This window comes from Hafnia sp. HMSC23F03 (assembly GCF_001816025.1).
Taxonomy (GTDB): Bacteria; Pseudomonadota; Gammaproteobacteria; order Enterobacterales; family Enterobacteriaceae; genus Hafnia; species Hafnia paralvei.
Genome location: NZ_KV824245.1, coordinates 103,869 through 129,454, shown reverse-complemented (window position 1 = coordinate 129,454; position 25,586 = coordinate 103,869). Strand labels below are relative to the sequence as shown.

20 protein-coding genes are annotated in these 25,586 nt (G+C 49.6%); 5 read left to right on the top strand and 15 right to left on the bottom strand.

The annotated features are described in order from the left end of the window. Positions 1–97: 97 nt before the first annotated feature. Positions 98–2,467: a glycoside hydrolase family 31 protein gene (locus HMPREF3091_RS21065; protein ID WP_070718776.1), complete on the bottom strand. Its 2,370-nt coding sequence runs from the start codon at positions 2,465–2,467 to the stop codon at positions 98–100. A 32-nt stretch (positions 2,468–2,499) separates the two neighbouring features. Continuing rightward, the gene (locus HMPREF3091_RS21060) at positions 2,500–3,807 is read right to left on the bottom strand and encodes an MFS transporter (RefSeq protein ID WP_070718774.1); all 1,308 of its coding nucleotides are present in this window, start codon (positions 3,805–3,807) and stop codon (positions 2,500–2,502) included. Positions 3,808–4,138: 331 nt separating this feature from the next. On the opposite strand from HMPREF3091_RS21060, the gene HMPREF3091_RS21055 reads away from it, so the two are divergent. Together HMPREF3091_RS21055 and bglX are read left to right on the top strand one after the other, a co-directional pair. Then, on the top strand, positions 4,139–5,209 hold the full coding sequence (locus tag HMPREF3091_RS21055; RefSeq protein WP_070718795.1) for a LacI family DNA-binding transcriptional regulator: 1,071 nt from the start codon (positions 4,139–4,141) through the stop codon (positions 5,207–5,209). 106 nt (positions 5,210–5,315) lie between these two features. Further along, complete coding sequence (bglX, locus tag HMPREF3091_RS21050) at positions 5,316–7,634, top strand: beta-glucosidase BglX (protein WP_070718799.1); 2,319 nt, start codon at positions 5,316–5,318, stop codon at positions 7,632–7,634. Between the two features lie 348 nt (positions 7,635–7,982). Here bglX and HMPREF3091_RS21045 read toward each other — a convergent pair whose 3' ends face one another. From HMPREF3091_RS21045 to HMPREF3091_RS21030, 4 genes are all read right to left on the bottom strand, one after another. After that, a complete protein-coding gene (locus HMPREF3091_RS21045) occupies positions 7,983–8,840 on the bottom strand; it encodes a hypothetical protein (RefSeq protein WP_070718772.1) in 858 nt (285 codons plus the stop codon). Positions 8,841–8,942: 102 nt separating this feature from the next. Continuing rightward, positions 8,943–10,550 carry an ABC transporter substrate-binding protein gene (locus tag HMPREF3091_RS21040; protein WP_070718769.1) on the bottom strand — a complete coding sequence of 536 codons (1,608 nt, stop codon included), beginning with the start codon at positions 10,548–10,550 and terminating at the stop codon, positions 8,943–8,945. A 160-nt stretch (positions 10,551–10,710) separates the two neighbouring features. Continuing rightward, positions 10,711–12,060 (bottom strand): MATE family efflux transporter, encoded by a 1,350-nt coding sequence (locus HMPREF3091_RS21035; RefSeq protein ID WP_070718766.1) that lies wholly within the window; start codon positions 12,058–12,060, stop codon positions 10,711–10,713. A 42-nt stretch (positions 12,061–12,102) separates the two neighbouring features. Further along, the gene (locus tag HMPREF3091_RS21030) at positions 12,103–12,522 is read right to left on the bottom strand and encodes a MarR family winged helix-turn-helix transcriptional regulator (RefSeq protein WP_004092586.1); all 420 of its coding nucleotides are present in this window, start codon (positions 12,520–12,522) and stop codon (positions 12,103–12,105) included. Positions 12,523–12,922: 400 nt separating this feature from the next. On the opposite strand from HMPREF3091_RS21030, the gene HMPREF3091_RS21025 reads away from it, so the two are divergent. From HMPREF3091_RS21025 to HMPREF3091_RS21015, 3 genes are read left to right on the top strand one after another with little or no spacing between them, the layout of a single operon-like run. After that, positions 12,923–13,594, top strand: a complete 672-nt coding sequence (locus tag HMPREF3091_RS21025; protein WP_087944316.1) for a CsgG/HfaB family protein — start codon at positions 12,923–12,925, stop codon at positions 13,592–13,594. A gap of 26 nt (positions 13,595–13,620) precedes the next feature. After that, on the top strand, positions 13,621–13,980 hold the full coding sequence (locus HMPREF3091_RS21020) for a DUF4810 domain-containing protein (RefSeq protein ID WP_070718762.1): 360 nt from the start codon (positions 13,621–13,623) through the stop codon (positions 13,978–13,980). Then, a complete protein-coding gene (locus HMPREF3091_RS21015) occupies positions 13,977–14,633 on the top strand; it encodes a DUF799 domain-containing protein (RefSeq protein ID WP_004092594.1) in 657 nt (218 codons plus the stop codon). The genes HMPREF3091_RS21020 and HMPREF3091_RS21015 overlap by 4 nt, the downstream gene beginning before the upstream one ends. A 76-nt stretch (positions 14,634–14,709) precedes the next feature. Here HMPREF3091_RS21015 and HMPREF3091_RS21010 read toward each other — a convergent pair whose 3' ends face one another. The 9 genes from HMPREF3091_RS21010 to nuoG form a co-directional block, all read right to left on the bottom strand. Further along, positions 14,710–15,264, bottom strand: coding sequence for a sugar O-acetyltransferase (locus tag HMPREF3091_RS21010; protein ID WP_004092596.1), 555 nt, complete (start codon positions 15,262–15,264; stop codon positions 14,710–14,712). A 189-nt stretch (positions 15,265–15,453) separates the two neighbouring features. Next, positions 15,454–16,926 (bottom strand): NADH-quinone oxidoreductase subunit NuoN, encoded by a 1,473-nt coding sequence (nuoN, locus tag HMPREF3091_RS21005; protein WP_008814013.1) that lies wholly within the window; start codon positions 16,924–16,926, stop codon positions 15,454–15,456. Between the two features lie 6 nt (positions 16,927–16,932). Continuing rightward, a complete protein-coding gene (gene nuoM, locus HMPREF3091_RS21000; RefSeq protein WP_004092599.1) occupies positions 16,933–18,471 on the bottom strand; it encodes an NADH-quinone oxidoreductase subunit M in 1,539 nt (512 codons plus the stop codon). Positions 18,472–18,559: 88 nt separating this feature from the next. After that, positions 18,560–20,407, bottom strand: coding sequence for an NADH-quinone oxidoreductase subunit L (gene nuoL, locus HMPREF3091_RS20995; protein WP_061059799.1), 1,848 nt, complete (start codon positions 20,405–20,407; stop codon positions 18,560–18,562). Next, positions 20,404–20,706, bottom strand: a complete 303-nt coding sequence (nuoK, locus tag HMPREF3091_RS20990) for an NADH-quinone oxidoreductase subunit NuoK (protein WP_004092601.1) — start codon at positions 20,704–20,706, stop codon at positions 20,404–20,406. The genes nuoL and nuoK overlap by 4 nt, the downstream gene beginning before the upstream one ends. Further along, positions 20,703–21,281, bottom strand: coding sequence for an NADH-quinone oxidoreductase subunit J (nuoJ, locus tag HMPREF3091_RS20985; protein WP_004092602.1), 579 nt, complete (start codon positions 21,279–21,281; stop codon positions 20,703–20,705). The genes nuoK and nuoJ overlap by 4 nt, the downstream gene beginning before the upstream one ends. 10 nt (positions 21,282–21,291) lie before the next feature. Further along, positions 21,292–21,834 (bottom strand): NADH-quinone oxidoreductase subunit NuoI, encoded by a 543-nt coding sequence (gene nuoI, locus HMPREF3091_RS20980; protein WP_004092603.1) that lies wholly within the window; start codon positions 21,832–21,834, stop codon positions 21,292–21,294. A gap of 14 nt (positions 21,835–21,848) precedes the next feature. Further along, the gene (nuoH, locus tag HMPREF3091_RS20975; RefSeq protein WP_004092604.1) at positions 21,849–22,826 is read right to left on the bottom strand and encodes an NADH-quinone oxidoreductase subunit NuoH; all 978 of its coding nucleotides are present in this window, start codon (positions 22,824–22,826) and stop codon (positions 21,849–21,851) included. Beyond that, positions 22,823–25,573, bottom strand: a complete 2,751-nt coding sequence (nuoG, locus tag HMPREF3091_RS20970; protein WP_070718755.1) for an NADH-quinone oxidoreductase subunit NuoG — start codon at positions 25,571–25,573, stop codon at positions 22,823–22,825. Before nuoG ends, nuoH begins: the two co-directional genes overlap by 4 nt. Positions 25,574–25,586: the final 13 nt, after the last annotated feature.

Genomic DNA, 25,586 nt, shown 5'->3' with positions numbered 1-25,586 from the left:
GCAGCGATTGGCCCCCCAACTCGGACGCCTGCACAAGGCTTACGTGATATTCGATGCCTTAGGCGTACGAAACCTCAGGCGTACAAAAAATTACCCTCTATACCCCCACCTGATAACTATCCCCCTCCACCCCATCTACATACAACTTACGTGTTTCCCCTACCGGCAGACGAAGGATGATTTCCTTCCACGCGGGTCGGAAGTCCCCTTTACGCGTGAAGTTAACGTCAATTCGCTGATTATCGGCAGTAATTTCCCAATTTAGCCATAGTGCATGACCTTCTCGCCAAGCATGGGTTTCACCGTCATCTTCAAACAATAGTCCTTTGTCTTTGCCTTTACCCATCGGTGGGAACAGCAGCAGTTCGCGTGAATCATCTGCGGAAGAGTCAACAAATGCGGTGCGTCCAGAGATAGGTATCGTTGCCCCCGCACGAACCATCAGCGGAAGACGTTCTAACGGAGCGTCGACGGTAATCGTCTGCCCGCCGCTGAACCACTGGCCGGTGTAGAAATCATACCAACCGCTTTCATTAGCTGGCAGATAAACATCACGCAGACGCTGCCCCTGCTCTACTACGCTGGCGACCAACAGGTCTTTACCCAGCATAAAATCATCGGTTTCTGCAAAGGTTGCGGCATCATTTTCATGGTCGAGGAACGTTGGACGCAGCATTGGCTCGTCGTTCTCACAGGCCTGCCACAGCAGATTGTAGAAATAAGGTAATAGGCGATAGCGCAGTACAATGGCATCACGGATCGCAGGGGTTACCGCTGGGTACATCCATGGTTCGTTGACGGTGTGATCATCATTCCAAGAATGGATGGTAAAACGTGGGTGCATCACGCCATTCTGAACCCAGCGCACAAATAGCTCGGCATCTGGTTTGTCGCCAGAGAACCCGCCGACGTCATGACCCACATTATAGAGACCTGACAAACTCATCCCTACGCCCATCCGAGTGTTGTAGCGCAACGTCTGCCAACTGGTGCGATTATCGCCGCTCCACGTTTGCACATAGCGCTGCATACCGGCACAACCAGAACGAGAAATAAGGTATGGACGTTGCTGCGGTGCAAAACGCTGCTGAGCTTCTAAGGACGCACGCATCATCAGCAACGGCATCACTGGACGGATCTGCTTGATGGCAATTTCTTCACCGAAACCATGACAGCGTGCCTCACCGTCCCAGACTTCAAATTCGTTGTTATCGTTCCACGTAGAATCAATACCCATCTCTAGCAACTGCTGGGTGACATTATCCTGCCACCACTTCACCGTTGCTGGATTGGTGAAATCAAGGTGTGAGCCTTCATCATCCCAAAACACTGAGCGTTCTGCGTTATCGGATTCGGAATCACGGATAAACAACCCCTGCTGTGCCACTTCCTGATATTTAGGATGATCCTGTAACAGGCAAGGTTTGATGTTCGCCGCCAGTTTTAACCCTGCATCGTGGAATGCCTGCGACATCACTTTGGGCTGCGGGACTTTGTCGTAGTTCCAGTTAAAGACATATCGCTTATTGTTAATCGACGTGTAACCGGACGATAACTGGAATGAGTCACACGGAATATCGTGCTCACGACACAGCTCGATGAATTTCATCAGCTGATTTTGTGCGTCCGGCGCATCGGTATAATGCATGGTTGAACCGCTATAGCCGAGACTCCATTTTGGCCCAAACAGCGTCTTACCGGTCAAGCGAACAAACGCTTTGGTAACATCCAGTACTTTCGGCCCAACGAAGATGTAGTAATCCAAATCGCCTGCTTCAGCCTGATAGCGGCGATAGGCCAGATGGTAGTTATCGAGCTCATTCCCCAAATCCAGCATGGTACTGCTGAGGTTGTCATAAAACAGGCCGAAGCTGACGTCCGCTCTGTGAGTAATCGTAAACGGAATGTGCTTGTAGAGTGGATCGGTTGAAGCCGCGTTATAGCCCATCGCGTCCAAATTGCGCATTTCGTAACGACCGCCGGTACGATTAAGATCGCCCGCTTTTTCGCCTAGGCCATAATAGCTTTCCGTCGGGAATCGACGCTGATAATGGGCTACGCCATCACCATGCGCATTCAGCAAATAGGCGCTGGTTGGACGATCGGCAGCGAGTAGCTGCCATTCTCCCGCGTCATTGCGGTATTCCCATTGCAGCCATAGTGGCTGATTGACGCTAACCCGCATACGGTCAGTGCTAATACGCAGGCCGTTATCGGTTTGCTCCAGCTCAAACGCCGGTAACGTAAATCCTTCGGTGCTTTCACGATCGCGCCCTTCCCAAGGTACATCAGTCTGCGGCGCAATACTCCAAGTACGGTTCAGCGCTAGCTCACCACGCTGTTTGATCAATACGCGGAATAGCCCAGACTCCAGAACGTAAATACGGAACAGATGCTGATCGTCAACTTTAAGCTCAACGTGATCGGCTGCTTGATGATTCAGAACCCAGTTTTTCAACGTTTTCATGATAATACTCGTCTAAAATAGATAAAAAATAATCATGCCTGATGCGTCTTCTGACGACGCTCGGCAATAAATGCGATCAGGAATACCGCGCCAATCAGGTCAAAAAAACCCATCGCGATAAACAGCGGGTTGTAGCCAATTTTGTCGGCGGTCACACCGATCAACAGAGAGAACAAGAAGCTGGCGATCCACGCAAAGGAGCCGCGCATTCCGTTAACCGTTGCCATTTGACCTTTATCGAAGGACTCAACCACGAGTGCGCTCAACATGCAGGAGATCACCTGATGACCAAAGCCACCCACTGAAATCAATGCAATGGTGATGTAGGGATCTTGAGTGATAGCGACCAGTGCCAGAGAGAGCATCAAAAATGCACCGGTGACCGAGCTTGCAACGATAGAATTAACGCGTGAGGTACCCAATAATTTGGCGTAGATTCGGGTTAAATACCCACTGGCCACGCTGCCCAAGTCAGCAGCCAAGAACGGCAACCAAGCAAACATGGCAATCTGCTTTAGATCCATGCCGCGCTCATTAGCTAAATAAAGCGGTACCCAGAAACTGAGCACTGCCCACGCTGGCTCAGCCATAAAGGCTGGGAGCGCAATACCATAGAAACGCTTGTTTTTAGAAACCGTCGCCAACGCCTTGAAGAAAGGCAATTTCACCGGCGCAGGTTCATTATCCTGCTTGATATATTGCAGTTCGGATGAGCTTAAATTCGGATGTTTTTCGGGGTTATAGTAAAACAGCCCCCACAAGACAACCCACAGCATGGCCAGTACGCCCGAGAACATGAATGCCCCCTGCCAGCCAAATGAAGCATGAGCAATAACGATAATCGGCGGTGCCAGCATTGCACCAATAGAAAAACCGACACCTGCCCAGCCAGCAGCAATAGGACGCTCCTTTTTCGGGAACCACTCGCCGATGGTTTTCGCATTCGCCGGCGTCGCAGCAGCCTCAGCGCCCCCCATGAAGAAACGCAAAATGGCTAATTGCATCCAACTGCCCGCGCCTGCATGTAGCATGCACATTAATGCCCAAATACTCGCGCATATCAAAAAGCCTAACTTCAGACCAATGACGTCAATCAGCCAACCGCATAACGGCTGAAATACGGTATAAGCAATCTGAAAAGCCCCCACAATCCACGAATATTGTTCGGTGGTCATTCCCAAACTGGTTTTGAGCTCTGGCGCTAAAATCCCCAACGAGTTACGTGTGATGTAGTTCACCGTCACACCGAGTAGAAACAGCGCCAACATCCACCAGCGCAAATTCTTGATCTTACGCTTTCCCTTTACAGCTACAGCGGGTTGATTCATATCAAGACTCATCGTGATCCCCTGATCGCGGTAGCAACAAACAATAGTCTGACACATTATTGGTATATCAGGTTTTATAACGTGTCCAACCAATGACTTTATTGCTAACTTTGACTATCCGTTTGATTTTAATTTGATTGTTTTAATTTATCGGCCAAAAAACAGCATGAAATTGGTCGACCAATTGAGAGTAAAGAAGTTAAAAACGTGGGGATACGCACTTTTTTGCAAAGATTTTCATGAGAATCTTAAAAACGATTATTTTCAGTCAAAAACTCCCGTTAAATGGCGATTATTGACTTATGAAAATTTTGTCATTTTCGAATTTGAACGAGATCACAAAATGAACGGAAAGCTAAAAATAAGGGAAATAGCTGCCCAGACAGGATTATCTATCAGCACGGTTTCACGCGTGCTATCGGGAAAGTCAAATACCAGTGAGTCTGCCAAACAGCAGATTTTAGCGGCGGCGCGTCAGCATGGGGTGCTTGATGATATATCCACGGGTAGAATGTTGCTTAACGGCTTAGTCGTTTTTGCTCCTCAACGGGCTTTTGATGTGCGGTCTGACATCTTTTACTACAAGGTGATACAGGGCATTGCTCAAGCGCTTGAGCCGCATGAAGTTCGGCTGCGTTACTGTTCTCTTGAAGAAAATGACAATGACGTTTCTCTGTTCCTGCAGAAGATGAACGAACCGGCAACCGAGGCTGCTCTATTAATTGGGATCGACGATCCCTACATTCATTCCCTCGCTGCTGATTTAGGCAAACCCTGTATTCTGGTCAACTGTCGCGATCGCAAAATGCGTTTACCAGGCATTGCTCCCGATCATCAGATGATCGGCGCATTCTCGGCTAACTATCTCTTTGAACAAGGACACCGCCACATTCTGAGTCTGCTGTGCTTACGTCGCTACACTATGGAGCTGCGTTTGGCGGGGATCCGTGAAGCCTATCAAACGAATAATCTGCCGTTTAATGATGAAACCGCCCTGCTCTCCACCCCGAGTTTTGGCGCTATGGACGCCGAACTTGCCGTGAAACAGTTTTTAGAACGTTGTCCTGCCGAGCACCGCCCCACGGCGATTCTGGCCGGCGGTGACTATATGGCCGTCGGTGCAGTCAATGCGCTGCTTAATGCGGGATTACGCGTGCCTCAGGATATTTCAGTCATGAGTATGGATGGATTTAATCTGGCCGCCATCCACGATATTCCGCTCACGTCAGTACATGTTCCCCGCGATGAATTGGGTGAAGAAGCCGTACGCATGCTGCAACGCCGCCTGATGCAGCCTAATACGCCGGTAGGTAATCTACTGCTCAATGGAACTCTGGTCATACGTGACTCTGTGCGCCGCATCCGTACCAGCCAAAATCAGGCACTGGTACAGAAAGACAGCCTTTATGATTAAACCAACAAAACGCAGTAAAATTCGTGTATTAACGAATACCGCTTATGGCAAACTGCCACCACTTCCCTACGCTGCAAAAGCAGCTTACAAAAGAGAAAACTCCGCGATGAAATGGCTTTGCTCGCTCAGTCTGGTCGCAGGACTGATTGCTACTACGCTGTCTCCAGTCTATGCAGACGCAACACAACCGGCTCACCCGTTGGTGAAACCACAATCCACCCAGCAGCGTGATGCTTTTGTCACCGATCTGCTGAGCAAAATGACGCTCGATGAGAAAATTGGTCAGATGCGTCTTATCAGCGTAGGGCCCGATAATCCTAAAGAAGCCATTCGCGAAATGATTAAACAGGGTCAGGTCGGGGCGATTTTTAATACGGTGACCCGCCAAGATATTCGTAAGATGCAGGATCAGGCAATGCAGCTCAGCCGCCTGAAAATCCCTCTGTTTTTTGCCTATGACGTGGTTCATGGCCAGCGCACCGTTTTTCCGATTAGCCTTGGATTAGCATCCAGTTGGAACCGTGACGCTGTGACTACCGTAGGGCGTATTTCTGCCTATGAGGCCAGCGAAGATGGTTTAAATATGACGTGGGCGCCCATGGTGGATGTCACCCGCGATCCGCGCTGGGGGCGTACCTCTGAAGGCTTTGGCGAGGATACCTATCTGACGTCGGAGATGGGCCGCCTAATGGTAGAAGCCATGCAGGGCAACAATCCGGCAGATCGTCACTCCGTCATGACCAGCGTGAAGCACTTTGCCGCCTACGGCGCGGTAGAGGGAGGACGCGATTATAATACGGTGGACATGAGCCCTCAGCGCCTGTTCCAAGACTATATGCCACCTTATAAAGCGGCCTTAGATGCTGGCAGCGGCGGTGTGATGGTTTCATTGAACTCCATTAACGGCACGCCTGCCACGTCCAACAGTTGGTTGTTAAAAGATGTCCTACGTGATGAGTGGAATTTCAAGGGCATCACGATTAGCGATCACGGCGCAATCAAAGAATTGATTAAGCACGGTGTGGCTAGCAATCCCGAGGATGCCGTGCGCGTGGCCGTAAAATCTGGCATCGACATGAGCATGAGCGATGAGTATTACAGCAAATACCTGCCTAGCTTAGTCAAAAGCGGTCGCGTCAGCGAAAAAGAGGTTGATGATGCGGCACGCCACGTCTTAAACGTGAAGTATGACATGGGGCTGTTTACCGATGCTTATAGTCATTTAGGGCCTGTCGGTTCAGATCCGGTTGATACTAATGCGGAAAGCCGTCTGCATCGTCCAGAAGCCCGTAGCGTCGCCCGTGAAAGCATGGTGCTGCTGAAAAACCGCTTGAACACCCTGCCGCTAGCTAAATCCGGCACTATCGCCCTGATCGGCCCGCTGGCCGACAGCAAACGTGATGTGATGGGCAGTTGGTCTGCAGCCGGCGTCGTTGATCAGTCGGTCACCGTGCACCAAGGGCTACGCAACGCCGTGGGTGACAAAGCGCAAATCATCTATGCCAAAGGCGCCAATGTCTCCAACGATCCGGGGATCACTGATTTCCTGAATCTGTACGAGAAAGCCGTAACCGTCGACCCGCGCTCACAACAGGCGATGATTGACGAAGCGGTTGCCGCAGCGAAAAAATCTGACGTCATCGTGGCCGTTGTCGGTGAAGCACAAGGCATGGCACATGAGGCCTCGAGCCGCAGCGATATAACTATTCCGCAAAGCCAGCGTGACCTGATTGCTGCGTTGAAGCAAACCGGCAAGCCTTTGGTTCTGGTTCTGATGAACGGCCGACCACTGGCGCTTGAAAAAGAAGACCAGCAGGCCGATGCGATCTTAGAAAGCTGGTTCTCAGGCACCGAAGGGGGCAATGCGATTGCCGATGTACTGTTTGGTGACTACAACCCATCCGGCAAACTACCGATGTCCTTCCCTCGCTCAGTTGGACAAATTCCTATTTATTACAGCCATCTGAACACCGGTCGCCCTTATAACCCGGAAAAACCAGAGAAATACACCTCGCATTATTACGATGCCGCAAATGGCCCTCTCTATCCGTTTGGCTATGGATTGAGCTACACCACCTTCAGCGTTTCTGACGTGAAGATGTCTAGCCCAATAATGAAACGCGATGGTTCTGTGACCGCAAGCGTGACGGTGAAAAACACCGGTAAACGTGACGGTGCGACGGTAGTTCAGCTCTATATTCAGGATAAAACCGCCACCATGAGTCGCCCCGTTAAAGAGCTGAAAGGCTTTGAGAAAGTGATGCTGAAATCTGGCGAGCAAAAAACCATTAGCTTTAAGATTGATGCGAACCAACTCAAGTTCTGGAATGCCTCAATGAAATATGTGTCAGAACCAGGCAAGTTTAACGTATTTATTGGGTTAGATTCGCAGCGAGTTAATCAGGGAGAATTTGAGCTGCTGTAAATAGATAAAATAGCGGTGGAATGCTTGGATAAGCTTCCACCCGCCTATCGATAAAAACACCTCAGACATATAACTTGAAATAGCTTTATTCCAGCCCATACTTAGATTTATCGTGAATCGTATAGAGTTTCAGGAGATATTATGCCTGATAAAATAGCCTCTTGGCTCATCATGTTTGCGTTTAGCCTATCGCTGGCGATGCTCGCCAGCATGTTAGGGGTGAGCAACATATGGGCCATCATTAGCATTTTCACTATAACATACTTTATTTGTGACATAATTTTCACGGTCATAGAATAAGCATAAAATGATTCTATCACCGTGAAAATATCGAGCACATCATCTGAACTAATGTGGACAGTCCCCCTTATCAAAGGTCAGACTGATTTGGTCAAGATCACGCGTAAAGAGATACTCGACTTTCATATTGTATAACTGAACAATTGGTTGATTACACATGTTTTTAAATGCTGACAAACTAAGTCGATATGCATTTAAACTAGTGAAATCTTCTTTTTTCACATTCGTCAATATATATTCATAAGTCAATACATTATTGTTACGGTAAATGTCTTTTACCGTGATTTCATCATTTAGTTTGAATGGGTATGCACTCTTAGTTTTCGAAATATCTTCGTCAACCGCTGCCCACTGCGCCGGTGTAATTCTGTGCATCATCCATTCAGTGCCTTTCATCATACCCAAAAAAAGAAGAAATGAGACAACAGCGCAAGCAAACATATATTTCGTTATTTTTTTATCGTTGAAACTTTTCCCTTTACGCCAACGATGAAATCCTACCGTTCCCACGACACCATAAGAAAAACCCGTTATTAAAATAATCAGCAATATATTAAAATGATACTCCGTATTCACATTGCCAATATAAGATATTTTTGGCACTATTGCCTGAGAAAGAATATATAGCAACAACATTAATATAGCGCATGTGCGGCTGCGTCGATAAACCCCATAGGATAGCAGTAAATAAATAGCCACATCGGCTAAATCCCACCATGACGCTTTAAACACGATCCATTGATAAACAAAAAGACACAACGTCAAAACAAATATAACGATTCCCGCTTGCCAGCCATTTTTTATCGCGCGATTAATTTTCTTCGGTATGATGTTAGCTTCTGCGCCAGATACTCCTTTAGAAGAATCATTTACATCATCAATCACATCCGTGTTTTCACTATCCATATATAATCAATTCCATTGATAAAAACCATAACTACATAATATATCACCACCGGTTAACTTATACCCACCCATGGTGATATATTGAATTAAGCCAAACTAAATCTAATGGGAAACAATATACAACTCTTTGCTGTAGACATAATCCTGCGGATTATGAACTGGAAAACCACCCACATAAGGCTTTAACAATTTGATGAGCGGTTGATAATAGATAGGGATAATCGGTGCCTGCTGATTAATTCGTAGCTCTGCCTGCGAGTATAAAACATCCCGAGTCACGGGATCGGCAACGCTCTCGGCCTGCTTTAATAACCTATCATATTCAGCATCTTTCCAGTGTCCCACATTTTCGACACTGCCTGATTGCAACGTGTTTAAAAACGTTGATGGCTCATCATAGGTGGCATCCCAAGACTGACGCGACAGCATAAAATCTCCGGCCCGACGCGCATCCAAGTATGTTTTCCACTCCATATTACGCAGCGTGATCTGAGCGCCCAGCAACTTCTTCCACTCAGACGAAAGCGCGATAGCCGTTTTCTCATGCAGATCATATTTATTGTAAAACAGCTCGAATTTCAGTGGATGTTGCTCATCATAACCCGCTTGATGCAGCAGCCCTTTGGCGAGAATCACCCGCTGTGCTAACGGCTCGTTTAATTCATCCAGCACAGGAGGCTTAAATCCGGTGACCTGAGGCGGAGTCAGCGTGGTTGCGGGTTCACGTAAGCCAAGCACTTTGTGGGCGATAAGATCGCGGTCAACCGTCAAATAAAGCGCACGACGCACCCGCACATCATTAAACGGCGGCGTCGAGGTGTTAAAATTATAATATTCGGTATTTAAACGCGGAATAATGTGTAATTCATCGGGCATTTTCTGCTGGATATCTTTAATTTGATCGGCTGGCACCCACGTTAAATCTAAATCACCTGCACGATAGCGGTTATAGCCAGAAACCGCGTTATCAACCACTAAATACTCAACCTGTGTAAGAACAGTTTCTGCACGATTCCAATATTGCGGATTAGGTTTCGCGACTATCTTTTCATTCACGACCCGGTTTGCCAGCACAAACGCCCCGTTAGAAATAAGGTGTTCTGGTCGAGTCCAGTCTTCGCCATATTTCTGCACTACGGTGTGTGGAACAGGAAAAGTGGTAGGCCATGCCAGCATTGAAATAAACCAAGGCGTTGGTTGCTCTAAATCAACCTGCAAAGTACGCGCATCAACCGCTTTAATGCCTAATTGCTGTGGCGATATTTTGCCGCTGACGATTTGCGCAGCATTCACAACGTGCCCTGCTGCCAGATAATCGGCAAAAGGACTCGCCGTTGCTGGGTCAACCGCACGTTGCCAAGCAAACACAAAATCGTCTGCAGTGAGCGGCGAGCCATCTGACCAACGCAAATTTTCGCGTAAGGTAAAGACTATCTGTTTACCATCGTCGCTTACTTTCCAACTTTTAGCCTGAGCGGGTTGAACGTTTCCATTACCATCCAGCCATACCAATCCTTCGAACAGATCGAACGCAACCTGTGCTGCGGTGTTCTCTTCGATTTTCTGCGGATCAAGCGTGCTGGGTTCGCTGTGGTTGTTGTAACGGAAAACCTGCTGAGGAGCGAGCGTCGTACCTGTCGGAATTTGTGCTGCATATAATGGTGCCACGCTTATCAGGCTGACCAGCCACAATGGCGTCAATATTTTCATGGTATTCCCTTATCAGTCGTAAGTGCGGGTACGTTACGCTTCAGACAATGAGATTGTTGTGTTGGAGCTCGCGAATTATCTTTTTAAGGCGCTGAGCCCAACGATATGATTAAAAAAAATCCAGCCATATCATTAGGCTGGATTTTAATATCTCATTCATTTAGCTGGATAAAGGTTTCTGCTTCGCGGAAAGGCTAATACCTAAACGGCGTAGCTGACGCTTAAGCATTAAAATCACCACTACCGATAAGCAAATATTTGACAGCGGCATGGCCAACCACACGCCGTTAAGGCCGAATAACCACGGAAATAATGCCAAGAACGGAAATAAGATCAGCATATTGCTAAGCGTAATAAAGGTGGCGTAGCGGGCGTGCCCCAATGCCTGAAAGAATGTCGCCGCTAGCACAATAAAGCCATCAAGGAACATCACAAATAGGTGAAGACGCAGACCATGGATCGTCGCCGCCTGTAATACGGTGTCACCAGAAATAAATATGCTGGCAAATAGCGACGGTAGAATAAAGATGGCCAGTGCGAGTGCGATCCCCCCACCTACCGCGGTCATTAGCCCTAAGTTGAGCACTTTACGTACTTTTTCTGGCTGTCTCGCACCATGGTAATAGCTGACGAGTGGTTGCATCCCGCCGCACACGCCTTCAGCCAAGAGATAATAGAAACCAATCAAATAACTGGCGATACCATAAGCCGCCACTTCAACCGGCCCGCCATATTTCATGAAGAGCAGATTGTGTAACATCACAACGACGCTGAGGTAGAGATACATCAGCATGCTGGAAAAGCCGGTGGTCAAAGACGCTAAACTTAAGCGTAAATTAAAAGCAATATGCGAGCGTTGAGGCCGCAATTTATTATATCGACTGAAGATAAAACCAATACAGATCAGTACAGCCAAACTTTCGCTGGTGATCGTCGCCACTGCTGCGCCTTTTAATCCCCATCCGAGGCGAATAATGAAAATATAGTCCAACAAGACGTTCATTAATGCCCCAACTAACATGGCAATAGTTGCCAAGCGAGGTGCACCTAAATTACGTACTAGCAGCGGCATCGCAATACTACTGAGCACTATCGGTCCCGAAATTCCGACAATCGTAAGATAATCGATACCGTAATTTTCAATAATGCCCGAGGCATCTTGCATCCGCATAAAGAGCGGAGCCATATAAGCAACGCAGCTCCCCACGCCAATACCGAGAGCAATGAGCAACCAAAAAACCTGCATGAGGATGCGGCGAGCTTTGTCTATTTTCTCTTCACCCTGAGCGAGTGAACAGCGTGCGCCGCTGCCCATTCCGATCATCATCCCGACCGCCAGCAATACGCCAGACAGCGGCCATGCCATATTAATCGCCGATAACCCTTCGGCTCCCATCGCATGACCGATAAATGCACCATCCACAATCTGGTACAGCCCACTAATTAACAGTGCGGCGATGGCCGGAATACTATAATGCCAGAATGTTCGGGTAATACTTTGGTGCAACATAACGCGTCCTAAATAGCTCTTTTTATACTGTTCAAGGAAAAATTAATCGGTATTCAAGCCGTGGCAGGCTTTATGCAGTAATAACTCAAATTGTTGCCGCTCTTCAGGCGTCAGTGCGCTCGCCATTTTCTGAGCTGTTTCTGCATAGATATCCATCTCTTCTTTTTCTAACGCAGTCCCTTTCTTCGTCACCTGCAATAACGTCGCTCTTCCGTCGTCTGAGCAAGGCACGCGTTGGATATATCCTCGGCTTTCTAGCTTACTCACCATCGCGCTAGCCGATGCCTTGCTCACTTTCATGCACTCAGCTAGCTCGGTGAGCCGCACACCCTGCGGGTGCTCCAACAAAGCATAAAGATAATCAAACTCACTGTTGGTGAGCTCCATGCTGCCGCTTTGACGTGAAACCTCACGCCAGCAAAACCAGAGATGCCACTGGAGTTTCTTTAGATCGTTAATCATTTGGGGAATCCGCAGAGATGGGTTGCCACACGAGGCTCTATTTAGTTAGGCTAACATACTAAATGCAAATCGACAATGAGAGTCAAAACTTACCATCCAGTTGTTGAGAATCACTCCCATTAATGTTCTGAGATTTTCTTTATAACAATCACATATTCTGCAATCCAGATAACATATCGGGATATTTAAAATAAACGTTTTATTTTCCTCCAAACGGCGAATAGTTACCCATCCTAATTTTTAATCATAAATAAAAGCTGTTATCTTTGGCTGCGATTTTTTAAAGAATTAAATATAAAAATATAATTTGCAGGCTTACCAAATCACTCTTGCAAGCTGATATTTCATTCTTTGCAGTTATTACATGACACAAAACTCAACTCTGGTGAAAAATAGACTTATGATGAAGAAAATTCTTATTGCAACAACGCTGTCTCTGGCAACTTTTCTTAGTGGCTGTGCTTCAGAGTCTTCTCGTTCTTTAGAAGTGGCTAAAGTAGCTTCTTATGGAACCCAATATAACGGCCCTCGCAGCCCTATTTCTGTCGGAAAATTTGATAACCGTTCTAGTTATATGAACGGAATTTTCTCGGATGGCGTTGATCGCTTAGGCAACCAGTCTAAAACTATTCTTGTCACTCATCTGCAGCAAACAGGTCGTTTTAACGTTTTAGACCGCACCAATATGGCTGAACTGAAAGAAGAAGCCGGTATTAAAGGCCAAACCCAAACGTTAAAAGGCGCGACCTATGTCATTACCGGTGACGTTACCGAATTTGGCCGTAAAGAGACAGGTGACCACCAGCTTTTCGGTATCCTGGGTCGCGGAAAATCGCAGGTGGCTTACGCAAAAGTTAACTTGAACGTGGTTAATGTTCAAACCTCTGAAGTGGTGTTCTCATCTCAGGGCGCTGGTGAATATGAGTTATCTAATCGTGAAATTATTGGCTTTGGCGGCACCGCAAGTTACGACTCAACGCTCAATGGCAAAGTTTTGGATCTTGCCATCCGTGAAGCCGTCAACAATCTGGTCGCAGGGATCCAAAACGGTGCATGGCAGCCAGCTCAATAATTATAAAATATACGGATAACCACTTTATGAAGTTCGTTAGACATTCGGGGCTACTGCTAGCCGTAGCCCTTTTAGCAGGCTGTGCCACGGCACCAAAGCCACTCTATAGCTGGGATAATTATCAGTCCACGATTTATCAATATTACCAGTTAGGAGAAACCGGCCCTGAACAACAGATTGAGACGCTCAAGGCGAGCATCGAAAAATCTCGCTCGAAAGGTTTGCCGGTTCCCCCCGGATTACATGCTCACTTAGGCATGCTTTATAGCAATACCGGACAAATGGATTTGGCGATGGCGGAGTTTGAAGCAGAGAAAGCACAGTACCCAGAATCGGCGACGTTTATGGATTTTCTGACCCGCAAGAATAAAGGAGCGATAAAATGAAATATCTTCTCGCTCTATGCGGTTTGATCAGTGCGCTGCTCCTGACCGGCTGTGTGTCCCCTGTTAAACATGACTATTCGGCATTTAAGCAAAGCAAACCGAAAAGCATTTTGGTGTTGCTGCCACAAAATCAGTCTCCTGATATAACGGCTAGCCACGGCCTTCTGTCTCAGGTCACTTTCCCTTTGGCTGAGGCTGGATACTACGTCTTCCCTGTTGCCGTGGTAGAGGAAACCTTCAAGCAAAATGGCATGACCAATGCTGGAGATATCAACGCGGCAAGCCCTGCCAAGCTGCGCCAAATCTTTGGTGCGGATGCTGTTTTGTATCTGACGGTGACTCAATATGGCACGTCTTATCAAGTGATTTCCAGTGATACCCGCGTCTCAGCCACGGCGAAACTGGTGGATCTACGCGATGGGAAAACACTGTGGAGCGGCTCTGCTACGGCATCTAGCACCGAGAATGACAATAACTCCGGCGGACTGCTTGGCATGGTTGTCACAGCCATGATCAATCAGGTTAGCAATACGCTGAACGATAAGAGTCACGATATTGCCGGTATCACCAGCGTCCGCTTGCTCTCTGCGGGAACGCCAAATGGCATTCTCTATGGGCCGCGTTCACCTAAATATGGCAAAGACGCACAATAACGTTTTTACACCATAATCTGATCAAGCCTCGCCCTGCGGGGCTTTTTTGTGTCAATATCTCTTTAAGCACAAAGCGTTAGCTCAGTACTTTATGTGCGCGACAAGGGTTACCGCACGCCACCACATTCGCCTCAATCGAACGCGTTATCACGCTCCCTGCCCCCACGGTCACGCCGTCACCGATAGTCACTCCTGGCAAAATGATACAGCCGCCGCCAATCCACACATTACTGCCAATGGTCACCGGCTGCGCACTGCCGATATGCGCATTACGCGAATCTATCGCCAGCGGATGTTGAGCGGTATAAAGTTGAACATCTGGGCCAATAAAGACATTGTCGCCAATAGTCACCCTCGCACAGTCAAGGATCACAAAGTTGAAGTTGATAAAGACATTGGAGCCAAAGTAAGTGTTACAACCGTAATCAACCCGTAGCCCTTTTTCGATGTGAACGTTCTCTCCCACCTGAGCAAAAATGTCAGCAATGAGACGATTTTTCTCCATAACGTTACGGGCACTGAGTGCATTGAAAGCATCCACGCGGTCACGCGTTGTATAGCGAATTTCGCGCAGTTCATCATCGTTAATAAAATACTCTTTCCCCGAAGTCATTAGATCAAATGCGCGCATGTCAGTCTCTCTGTAGAAAACTTCAAACTAGCATGCCGCAGGGTTTATAACAGGGACGCGTCTGACGCAAAGATGCACTATTTAGCTAACAAACGCGGTTAGATGATGAATATCAAAAAGACAAAAAGCCCCTGCTGCTTGCGCGAACAGGGGCTTTATTTACCTGAGATTAACGCTCAGGAAAGGTTATTACAAAATCGGCTGTGCCATCTGCACCAGAGAGATCAGCGGCTGCGGGAAGATACCCAGCAGAACCACTAAGATCCCGGAGATCAGAACAACAACGCCACCGGCAGTCAGTGCCCAGTTATTTGGCGTATCACGTACCAATGTCTCAGGTGCATGGAGATACATACTGACAGCCACGCGCAGGTAGTAGTACAAACCAATCGCACTCCCCACGACAACGGCACCGGTCAACCACCACAGGTGCGCACTCACACCCACGGAGATAATGTAGAACTTACCGATAAAGCCTAGCGTCATTGGAATGCCTGCCAGTGACAACATAGAAACCGTCATGACGGCAGAAAGAATCGGCTTGTGCCAGAACAGACCACGGTATGAGAACAGTGACTCTGCATCAGGGCCGCTGTAAGGGCTAGACATCAGGCTCACTACGCCGAAGGAGGCCAAGCTGGCGAACAGATAACCTGCCAGATAAACACCCACCGCTTCCGCGGAGATCTGTTGGCTTTGCACCGCAATCAGCGCGACCAGCAGATAACCCAAATGTGACACCGAAGAGTAACCCAGCAGACGCTTGATGTTGCTCTGAGTGATCGCCATCAGGTTACCAAACAGGATTGAGCAGAACGCAATAATACCCAGAACCAAACGAACGGTTTCGCTGTTGGTGACAGGAGCATACATGAACAGACGCATCAGAACCGCAAAGATCGCAATCTTGCTGGCCGTAGCGAGGAAGGTTGAAACCGGCGCAGGCGCACCCTGATAGACGTCAGGCGTCCACAACTGGAACGGAACCAGAGACAGTTTGAAACCGAAGCCAACCAGCATTAAGCCCAAGCCCGCCAGCAGCAGCGGCTCATGCAGCATGCTATCGCTCATGCTCTTACCTAAACCAACAAACGACAGGTCACCAGACTCAGCGTAGAGCAGCGCCATACCAAACAGCAGGAAGGACGAAGCCGCTGCTGACAGAATAGTGTACTTGATAGCCGCTTCCAGCGAGCGTTTCTGGCGGTAGGCATAACCGATCAGGCCAAACAGTGGCAGAGAGATAAGCTCAATACCAATGAAAAGCGCAGCCAAATGGTTAGCACAGGCCAGCACAATGCCGCCCAGCGTCGCGATCAGAACCAGCAGGTAGAACTCATCGCGGTTATCGGGATAGCCTTGCAGCCACGGATAAGCAAAGGTGCTAGTCGCAAGGCTCGACAGCAACACCAGCCCAATATAAAGCATGGAGAAGCTATCAATGCGGAATAGCGGAGTTACGCTTAACGAGCCGTCCGTTGCAGAAAGAAGCTGCCCCACAAAATAGAGCGAAAGCAGCGCTAGGTTCAAACCGATCACTGTCACCGTTGCGTTGACGAAGTGGTTGCGTCGCCACGCAATGCACAGCATCACAACCACCACCGTCAATCCGACGATCAACAGCGGTAACAGTGCGATCAGATGTTGAGGAGTTATTGTCATGGCGAATTACGGCCTTGTTGTTGTAGATAATGACTGCAAAGTTGAAGCAGAGCTAAACCAGTGCTGCACGTTCGTCATTGCTGCACTGGACGTATCCAGAATAGGCTGAGGATAAAGACCCAGCGCAACCAGCAGAACCACCAGCAGCAGAATAATCGACAGCTCACGCGCACTCATGCCCGGCAATGGTTTGTCAGATTTTGGTGCGCCGTAGTAGGCGCGCTGCATCATGATTAACGAATAAACAGAGGCAAACACCAGACCGAAGGTTGAGATAATCGTGATAACCGGCACTACTTGGAAGCTGCCGAACAAGATCATGAACTCACCAACAAAGTTACCGGTACCTGGCATACCCAACGTCGCTACGGCGAAGAACAACGACAGCGCTGGCAGATATTTAATCCGCCCCCACAGGCCACCCATCAGGCGCATATCACGCGTGTGCAGACGCTCATACAGCTGACCACAGATGATGAACATACCGGCAGCGGACAAGCCGTGTGCAATCATCTGAATCACTGCACCCTGATAAGCCAGTTGGTTACCAGAATAAATCGCGATCAGTACAAAGCCCATATGAGACACAGAGGTATATGCGATCAGACGCTTAATATCGGTCTGCGCAAATGCCATCCATGCGCCGTAGAAGATACCAATCACACCCAGCCACATGGCGATCGGTGCAAACTCATGAGAAGCTTCAGGGAACAGAGGCAAACTGAAACGTAGCAGACCATAGGCCGCGGTTTTCAGCAAGATACCCGCTAGGTCAACAGAACCTGCGGTTGGTGCCTGACTATGCGCATCGGGTAACCAGCCGTGCAATGGAACCACCGGCATTTTCACTGCAAAAGCAATGAAGAAGCCTAACATCAGCAGATACTGAACGTTATGGCTCATCGGCGTATTCAGCAACTCTTCATAGTTGAATGTCCACACACCGGTTGCGTTGTAGTGAACGAACACCAGACCCAAAATCGCGATCAGCATGATCAGACCGCTGGACTGGGTATAGATGAAGAACTTGGTTGCCGCACTGATACGGGTTTTGCCGTCTGATGCTTTATGACCCCAAAGAGCGATCAAGAAGTACATCGGCACCAGCATCATTTCCCAGAAGAAGAAGAACAGGAACAGGTCGATGGCCAAGAACACACCGATAACGCCGCCCAGAATCCACAGCAGATTCAGGTGGAAAAAGCCCTGATACTTCTGGATCTCGTTCCAAGAACAGAGAATCGCTAGCACACCCAGCAAGCCGGTCAACACGACCATCAGCAATGATAAGCCGTCTAATGCAAGATGGAATTCAATACCGAAACGAGGGATCCACGGTATGGAGAACTCCGACTGCCACTGCGGGATACCCGCTGCCTGAGTCAGAGAATAGCCGCCCTGCAACCAGAGTTGCAGAGACAACACTAACGTCAGACCCATTGCTATCAGTGCAATCCAGCGTGGAGCTTTGGTGCCGAAGCGCTCGCTCTGCCAGCTTAAGAAGCCACCGATAAACGGGATAAGAATTAGCCAAGGTAATAACATGGCGCTTTGTGTCCCTTAAAATTGAATAATGTAAAACTTGTTATTAGTAGGGGCCTGTTGCCCCTACTCTTCAGGTTTTAAACTCTATTCATTTGACCAATAACAACAGAGCCAATACGACCACTGCGCCCACACCCATAGATGCCATATACCAGCGCAGCTGACCGTTCTCGCTCACCGCCAGACCACGATTACCCCAACGCGCAAAGACGGCGAACAGGTTCATCAGGCTGTTTAGCGGATCGCGCTGTAACAGGTAAGCAACGGCTTTAAACGGCTTAACAAAGATCATGTTGTATAGCCAATCGAAGCCCCACGCATGGAACCACCACGTTGAGAAGAAGCGACCTGGCGCACTTTGCGCCACGCTGTTCACAAACTGGCGTTTACCAAGGTACAAGACAGCAGCCAACAAGATGCCAACGATAGCGACAACGCCGGAGATAATTTCTAAGGTCATCTTACCCGCTTCACCGCTATGGCTTTCTGGCAACACGCCCGCCAGCGGTGGTGTAATCAACGCACCGATGAACGTAGACAGAACCAGCAGCACGATCAGCGGTAGGCTGTGCGCAATGCCTTTACCAGCATGGGCTTTGGTGTGTGCTTCGCCATGGAACACAATGAAAATCATACGGAAGGTATACAGCGACGTCAGGAACGCCCCAACCAGACCCGCAGTCATCAGGTTGACGTGACCAGAAGCCAATGCGCCCCACAGGATCTCATCTTTACTGTAGAAACCTGCGGTGACGATTGGCAACGCTGACAGCGCAGCGCCACCCACCAAGAAGCAGATGTAAACCAGCGGCAGCGATTTACGCAACCCACCCATTTTGAAGATGTTCTGCTCGTGGTGGCAGGCCAAAATGACCGAGCCAGAAGAGAGGAACAGCAGCGCTTTGAAGAACGCATGCGTCATCAAATGGAAAATTGCCGCGTCCCATGCCTGAACGCCAAGCGCCAAGAACATGTAGCCAATCTGACTCATCGTTGAATAAGCCAGCACACGTTTGATGTCGGTTTGCACCAGCGCAGCAAAGCCAGCCAGAACCAGCGTAACGGCACCAACGATGCCCACCAGATGCAGTATCTCTGGCGCCATCAGGAACAAGCCGTGAGTACGTGCAATCAGGTAAACACCCGCGGTAACCATGGTCGCGGCGTGGATCAGTGCAGATACCGGTGTTGGACCCGCCATCGCATCTGCCAACCACGTTTGCAGCGGCAGCTGTGCAGATTTACCCACAGCACCACCCAGCAGCATCAGCGTTGCCCAAGTAATGGCGGCGGAGCCGACTTCCAATTTCTGCGGTGCCAGAATCATCAGTTCACGGATGTTCAGGGTGCCCAGTTCGTTATAAAGAATGAACAGGCCAATGGCTAAGAACACGTCACCCACACGGGTCACAATGAACGCCTTCATCGCCGCAGCGCCGTTAGCTGGATTGGTGTAATAGAAACCGATCAACAGATAACTGCACAGCCCTACCCCTTCCCAGCCGAGATACATCAGCAGCAGGTTATCCGCCAGTACCAGAACTACCATGCTAGCGATAAACAGGTTGGTGTACGCGAAGAAGCGGGAGTACCCCTCTTCACCACGCATATACCAAGAGGCAAACATATGAATGAAGAAGCCCACGCCGGTGACCACAGAGAGCATGGTTAACGACAGGCCATCAAGCGTAAGAGTGATTGGAATACCAAAGTCACCCACGGCCATCCAGTTCCACAGGTGCTGGTTAAACACCTGCACGCCATCCGCTTTTTGGCTTAAGAAATCAAAGCCGACATAAGCCGTTACTAGAGCAGCCAGACCGATAGAGCCAACGCCGATGATAGCCGACGTACTTTCTGACCAGCGACCACGGGAAAATGCCAGCAGCAAGAACCCGATTAACGGCAGCAATATTGTTAAGTAGAGTAGGTTCATCCGCGCATCTCACTGACAGTATCGATATTCAGGGTGTTGCGACGGCGATGCAATTGCAGCAACAGCGCCAAGCCGATGCTTGCTTCCGCAGCCGCTAAGCTGATAGCCAGAATATACATCACCTGACCGTCTGCCTGTCCCCAATAGCTCCCCGCCACCACGAATGCCAAAGCAGCCGCGTTGATCATGATTTCCAAGCTAATCAGCATAAACAGCAGATTGCGTCGGATTAATAGGCCAGTCAGCCCGAGAACAAACAGGATGGCCGCCAGAATTAAACCGTGTTGTAACGGGATCATGCTCGCTCCTCCGCCTTGTTTTTAACCGCCATCGCCTTGGCTTTATTGGCTTCTGTCTCTGGTGTTTTGCTAAAGACTTCGCCCTGCTTATGCTCACGCCCGATGTGGAACGCCACCACCAGACCGGCTAGCAGCAGCATAGACACCAGTTCAACAGCCAGAACATAAGGACCAAACAGCGCGATACCGACCGCTTTCGCGTCAATCATGTCGCCGCTGATACCCTGATCGTTCACGCTCATAATGGCGTAGACCAGCACCGCTAGCAGGATGAGAGACAGCAGGCTTGGCCCAATCCACAGCGAAGGTTTCAGCCATGCGCGCTCTTGCTCAACTACGGAATTTCCCAGGTTGAGCATCATCACGACGAACACGAACAGAACCATAATCGCACCGGCGTAGACGATGATCTCCAGCGCCCCAGCGAAATAAGCGCCCAGCGAGAAGAACACCGCAGCGACAGCCAGCAGCGATACGATAAGATACAGCAAGGCGTGAACCGGATTGGTGTGCGAGATCACTCGGATCGTTGCCACCACGGCCACCAGCGCTGCAATGTAGAATGCAAATTCCATGCTTGGCTCCTTAAGGTAGCAGACCTTTGACGTCGATCGGCTTCGCTTCGTTTTCGGCTTCGCCTTTGGCTTTGCCGTCGATAGCCATACCGGCCATACGATAGAAGTTATATTCTGGGTATTTGCCCGGCCCCGAGATCAACAGATCTTCTTTTTCATACACCAAATCCTGACGCTTAAACTCACCCAGTTCGAAATCCGGCGTTAGCTGAATCGCCGTCGTTGGGCAGGCCTCTTCACATAAACCGCAGAAAATGCAGCGAGAGAAGTTGATGCGGAAGAACTCTGGATACCAGCGCCCGTCTTTAGTTTCTGCTTTCTGCAAAGAAATACAGCCAACCGGACAGGCCACCGCACACAGGTTACAGGCAACGCAACGCTCTTCACCGTCTGGATCGCGCGTTAACACGATACGCCCACGGTAACGAGGTGGCAGATAAACCGGTTCTTCCGGATACATTTGGGTTTCGCGCTTAGCAAACGCATGCAAGCCAATCATCCACAGGCTGCGCACTTGGGTGCCGAAACCAACCACTAACTCTTTCAATGTCATGGTTCATTCACCCCTTATTGAGCGTTATACAAAATCACGGCGGCGGTCGCCAACAGGTTCAACAACGTCAGCGGCAGGCAAATTTTCCAGCCAAATGACATCACCTGGTCATAGCGAGGACGCGGCAATGACGCACGCACCAGAATAAACATCACCATGAAGAAGGCCGTCTTGATAGCAAACCAGATAACCGGCGGCAGGAATGGTCCCTGCCAACCACCGAAGAACAGCGTAACAATCAGCGCTGACACGGTGACGATCCCGATATATTCCCCCACAAAGAACAGACCGAATTTCATACCGGAGTATTCAATGTGGTAACCATCAGCCAGTTCCTGCTCGGCTTCTGGTTGGTCAAAAGGATGACGGTGACACACCGCAACACCTGCGATGATGAAGGTCAGGAACCCAAAGAACTGCGGGATGACATTCCACAAATGAGACTGTGATTCAACAATCGTCTGCATGTTGAAAGAGTCAGCCTGTGCAACAACGCCCATCACCGAAAGGCCAAGGAATACTTCGTAGCTCAGGGTTTGTGCCGATGCACGCATCGCCCCAAGCAAAGAGTATTTGTTGTTACTTGACCAACCGGCGAACAGCACAGCATAAACCGCAAGACCCGCCATCATCAGGAAGAACAGGATACCGATATTCAGATCCGCCCCCATCCACGTTGGACTGACAGGCACAATCGCAAATGCCAGCAACAGAGATGAAAACGCAATCATCGGTGCCAAGGTAAAGATTAAACGGTCAGAGAAGCGCGGAACCCAGTCTTCTTTGAAGAACATTTTGACCATATCCGCAACCAGCTGGAGCGAGCCGCCCCAGCCAACACGGTTTGGTCCATAACGATTCTGGAACAGGCCGAGCAGACGACGTTCGCCGAAGCTCATGAATGCCCCGCAGGTAACCACCACCAGCAAAATCACAATGGCTTTTAACACTGTGAGAAGGATGTCGATCACCTCTGGCGTTAGCCAACTCATAATGCTGCCTCCCGCACTTTCGTTTCCTGAATAGCGTCAACTTTGGTTCCGTTCAGTACCGGAGAGATCCCTGGTAAACCAAGAGGCAGACCGATTTGACCCGATTGTAGGTTTTCGCTTAAGCGTGCTGGTAACGTCAGTTTCTGGTCTGCAAAAGTCAGTTCCAGAACCGTACCGTTGTTAACGCCCAGCTGCGCGGCATCCGCTGGATTCACCATCACGTAAGCCTCTGGCATACGAGTCTGAATGACCGGAGAACGCTGAGTCATTTCGTCACTACCAAACAGATGGTAATAAGGCGCAACAACCCAACCCGCATTTTGATAAGCGGCAGGTACCGCGTCGAAGTACGCCAGTGAACCTTCACCGGCAGCAATCAGGCGCACACCCGGATCGCCATGACGCAAATGACCGCCCACTTCGGCTTGGAATTTGTTCCATGCCTGAGGGGAGTTCCAGCCTGGAGCCCATGCGAATGGGATCTGCTGACGATCCTCTAGAGGACCACTGTAGCCTTCCATCGAGAACGCAAACGCGGTGTCTTTGTCCTGAGGCTGGCGCGGTTCATGCACGCTGATGTTGGCACGCATAGCGGTACGACCACTGTAGCGATGCGGTTCACGCGCCAGTTTCTGACCTTTAATACGGAATGTCGCATCCGGTGCCGCATCCACAATGCCTTGCAGCTGCGGATAAGCTTTCACACACGACGCGATCACATGATCCAATAAAGTCCAGTCGATCTGACGGCTTTCAACGGTGGTGTGCAGTGAATGCAACCAACGCCAGCTTTCCAACATAATGGACGGCGTGTTTTTCTTAGGATCGTCGTAGTAGGCGGGATCATAAACTTGGAAGAAGCGCTGAGCGCGGCCTTCCTGATTGACCAGCGTACCGTCGCTCTCGGCAAAACTTGCGGCAGACAACACCAGATCGGCTTTGTCCATAATGGCAGTGCGCTGATGATCGACGACGATCACGCTTTGTGCTTTGGCCAATGCAGCATCGACACGTGCAGCTGGCGCATGGCGGTAGAGATCGTTCTCCAATACCACGACGGCATCCGCACTCCCCTGCTCCAGCTCAGCCAATGCATCATCGATAGATGGCGCATTCATCATCGCTAAGCCCATGCTGTTCGCTTCGGAGGCAATAAAGGTAATACCAACGTCCAGATCGCGTGCTTTCAGTGCTTTGGCAATGTTCGCAGCGGCTTCAATCAACGGGGTATAACCGGCGTTGCTGCCTGTTACGATCAGCGGCTTCTTCGCTCCGGCTAGAGCCTGAACAATCACGTCAACCTGCTTGCGCACGTCGTCTGACAGTCCATCAACCGCTGGAGCCGAGTTATCCAGCGCATGTGCAACCGCAAATCCTAGACGAGCCTGATCGGCAACCGGTGCGCGATAGTTCAGAGCAGAGACGTCATCTAAGCGAGTGTCATCGATGCTGGTCATGAACAGTGGATACTTCGCACGCTGACCAATGTTTTGAATCGCAGCAATCTGCCAATCAGCTACGCGCTGAGCCGCAGCCATCGCGCGCGCTTTGCCTTTCACCGCCTGACGTAGTGCTAGTGCGATACGCGCCGCGGTCTGGGTAACATCTTCCCCCAGAATCAGCACCGCATCATAGCTTTCCATTTCACGCAGAGCTGGCGTGTAAACGCCGCCTTCGCGCAGAATTTTCTGCATCAGATTCAAACGGCTTAATTCGCCTGCTTCAATACCGCTGTAGAAGTTTTCAGCACCAACGAGTTCACGCAGCGCATAGTTGCTTTCAAGGCTTGCGCGTGGAGAGCCGATACCGATGGTTTTCTTCGCCTGACGCAGCAGATCTGCAGCACCTTGCATCGCCTGTTCGGCATTCAGGTGGATCCAGTCATTGCCACGACGCTGTTGCGGCTGACGAGGACGATCTTTCAGGTTGACGTAGCCATAGCCGAAACGACCACGGTCGCAGAGGAAATAATGGTTTACGGTACCGTTATAACGGTTTTCAATACGGCGAATTTCACCGTAGCGTTCACCTGGGCTGGTGTTACATCCCACGCTGCACTGCTGGCAGATGCTAGGAGCAAACTGCATGTCCCATTTACGGTTGTAACGCTCAGAGTGTGTTTTATCGGTAAATACGCCCGTTGGGCACACTTCTACCAAGTTACCGGAAAACTCACTTTCCAGCGTTCCGCTTTCAGGGCGGCCAAAGTAGACGTTGTCGTGCGCACCATAGACGCCGAAATCGGTGCCGTCAGCGTAATCTTTGTAGTAACGCACGCATCGGTAACAGGCGATACAGCGGTTCATTTCGTGAGAAATAAACGGCCCTAACTCCTGATTATTATGGGTACGCTTGGTGAAGCGGTAACGGCGGAAACTGTGGCCGGTCATTACCGTCATATCTTGCAGGTGGCAGTTGCCGCCTTCTTCACATACCGGGCAATCGTGTGGATGGTTAGTCATCAACCACTCAACGACGCTCTCACGGAACGTTTTTGCTTCAGCATCATCGATGGAAATAAAAGTTCCATCCTGCGCTGGTGTCATACATGACATTACCAGACGACCGCGAGTGTCTTCCGCGTTCTGGTATTGCTTAACCGCGCACTGGCGGCAAGCACCGACGCTTCCCAGCGCCGGGTGCCAGCAAAAGTAAGGAATATCAAGTCCCAGAGAAAGACATGCCTGTAACAGGTTATCCGCTCCGTTGACTTCATACTCTTTGCCGTCTACATGAATTGTAGCCATTAGCATGCTTCCA

Bases quoted from the DNA above. Each gene is read 5' to 3' on its own strand.
- nuoM (WP_004092599.1), bottom strand. From the start codon at position 18,471: ATGTTATTACCTTGGCTAATTCTTATCCCGTTTATCGGTGGCTTCTTA.
- nuoI (WP_004092603.1), bottom strand. From the start codon at position 21,834: ATGACATTGAAAGAGTTAGTGGTTGGTTTCGGCACCCAAGTGCGCAGC.
- bglX (WP_070718799.1), top strand. From the start codon at position 5,316: ATGAAATGGCTTTGCTCGCTCAGTCTGGTCGCAGGACTGATTGCTACT.
- HMPREF3091_RS21020 (WP_070718762.1), top strand. From the start codon at position 13,621: ATGAAGTTCGTTAGACATTCGGGGCTACTGCTAGCCGTAGCCCTTTTA.
- HMPREF3091_RS21015 (WP_004092594.1), top strand. From the start codon at position 13,977: ATGAAATATCTTCTCGCTCTATGCGGTTTGATCAGTGCGCTGCTCCTG.
- nuoJ (WP_004092602.1), bottom strand. From the start codon at position 21,281: ATGGAATTTGCATTCTACATTGCAGCGCTGGTGGCCGTGGTGGCAACG.
- HMPREF3091_RS21040 (WP_070718769.1), bottom strand. From the start codon at position 10,550: ATGAAAATATTGACGCCATTGTGGCTGGTCAGCCTGATAAGCGTGGCA.
- HMPREF3091_RS21055 (WP_070718795.1), top strand. From the start codon at position 4,139: ATGAACGGAAAGCTAAAAATAAGGGAAATAGCTGCCCAGACAGGATTA.
- nuoK (WP_004092601.1), bottom strand. From the start codon at position 20,706: ATGATCCCGTTACAACACGGTTTAATTCTGGCGGCCATCCTGTTTGTT.
- HMPREF3091_RS21060 (WP_070718774.1), bottom strand. From the start codon at position 3,807: ATGAGTCTTGATATGAATCAACCCGCTGTAGCTGTAAAGGGAAAGCGT.
- nuoH (WP_004092604.1), bottom strand. From the start codon at position 22,826: ATGAGTTGGCTAACGCCAGAGGTGATCGACATCCTTCTCACAGTGTTA.
- nuoL (WP_061059799.1), bottom strand. From the start codon at position 20,407: ATGAACCTACTCTACTTAACAATATTGCTGCCGTTAATCGGGTTCTTG.
- nuoN (WP_008814013.1), bottom strand. From the start codon at position 16,926: ATGACAATAACTCCTCAACATCTGATCGCACTGTTACCGCTGTTGATC.
- HMPREF3091_RS21035 (WP_070718766.1), bottom strand. From the start codon at position 12,060: ATGTTGCACCAAAGTATTACCCGAACATTCTGGCATTATAGTATTCCG.
- HMPREF3091_RS21025 (WP_087944316.1), top strand. From the start codon at position 12,923: ATGATGAAGAAAATTCTTATTGCAACAACGCTGTCTCTGGCAACTTTT.
- nuoG (WP_070718755.1), bottom strand. From the start codon at position 25,573: ATGGCTACAATTCATGTAGACGGCAAAGAGTATGAAGTCAACGGAGCG.
- HMPREF3091_RS21045 (WP_070718772.1), bottom strand. From the start codon at position 8,840: ATGGATAGTGAAAACACGGATGTGATTGATGATGTAAATGATTCTTCT.
- HMPREF3091_RS21030 (WP_004092586.1), bottom strand. From the start codon at position 12,522: ATGATTAACGATCTAAAGAAACTCCAGTGGCATCTCTGGTTTTGCTGG.
- HMPREF3091_RS21010 (WP_004092596.1), bottom strand. From the start codon at position 15,264: ATGCGCGCATTTGATCTAATGACTTCGGGGAAAGAGTATTTTATTAAC.
- HMPREF3091_RS21065 (WP_070718776.1), bottom strand. From the start codon at position 2,467: ATGAAAACGTTGAAAAACTGGGTTCTGAATCATCAAGCAGCCGATCAC.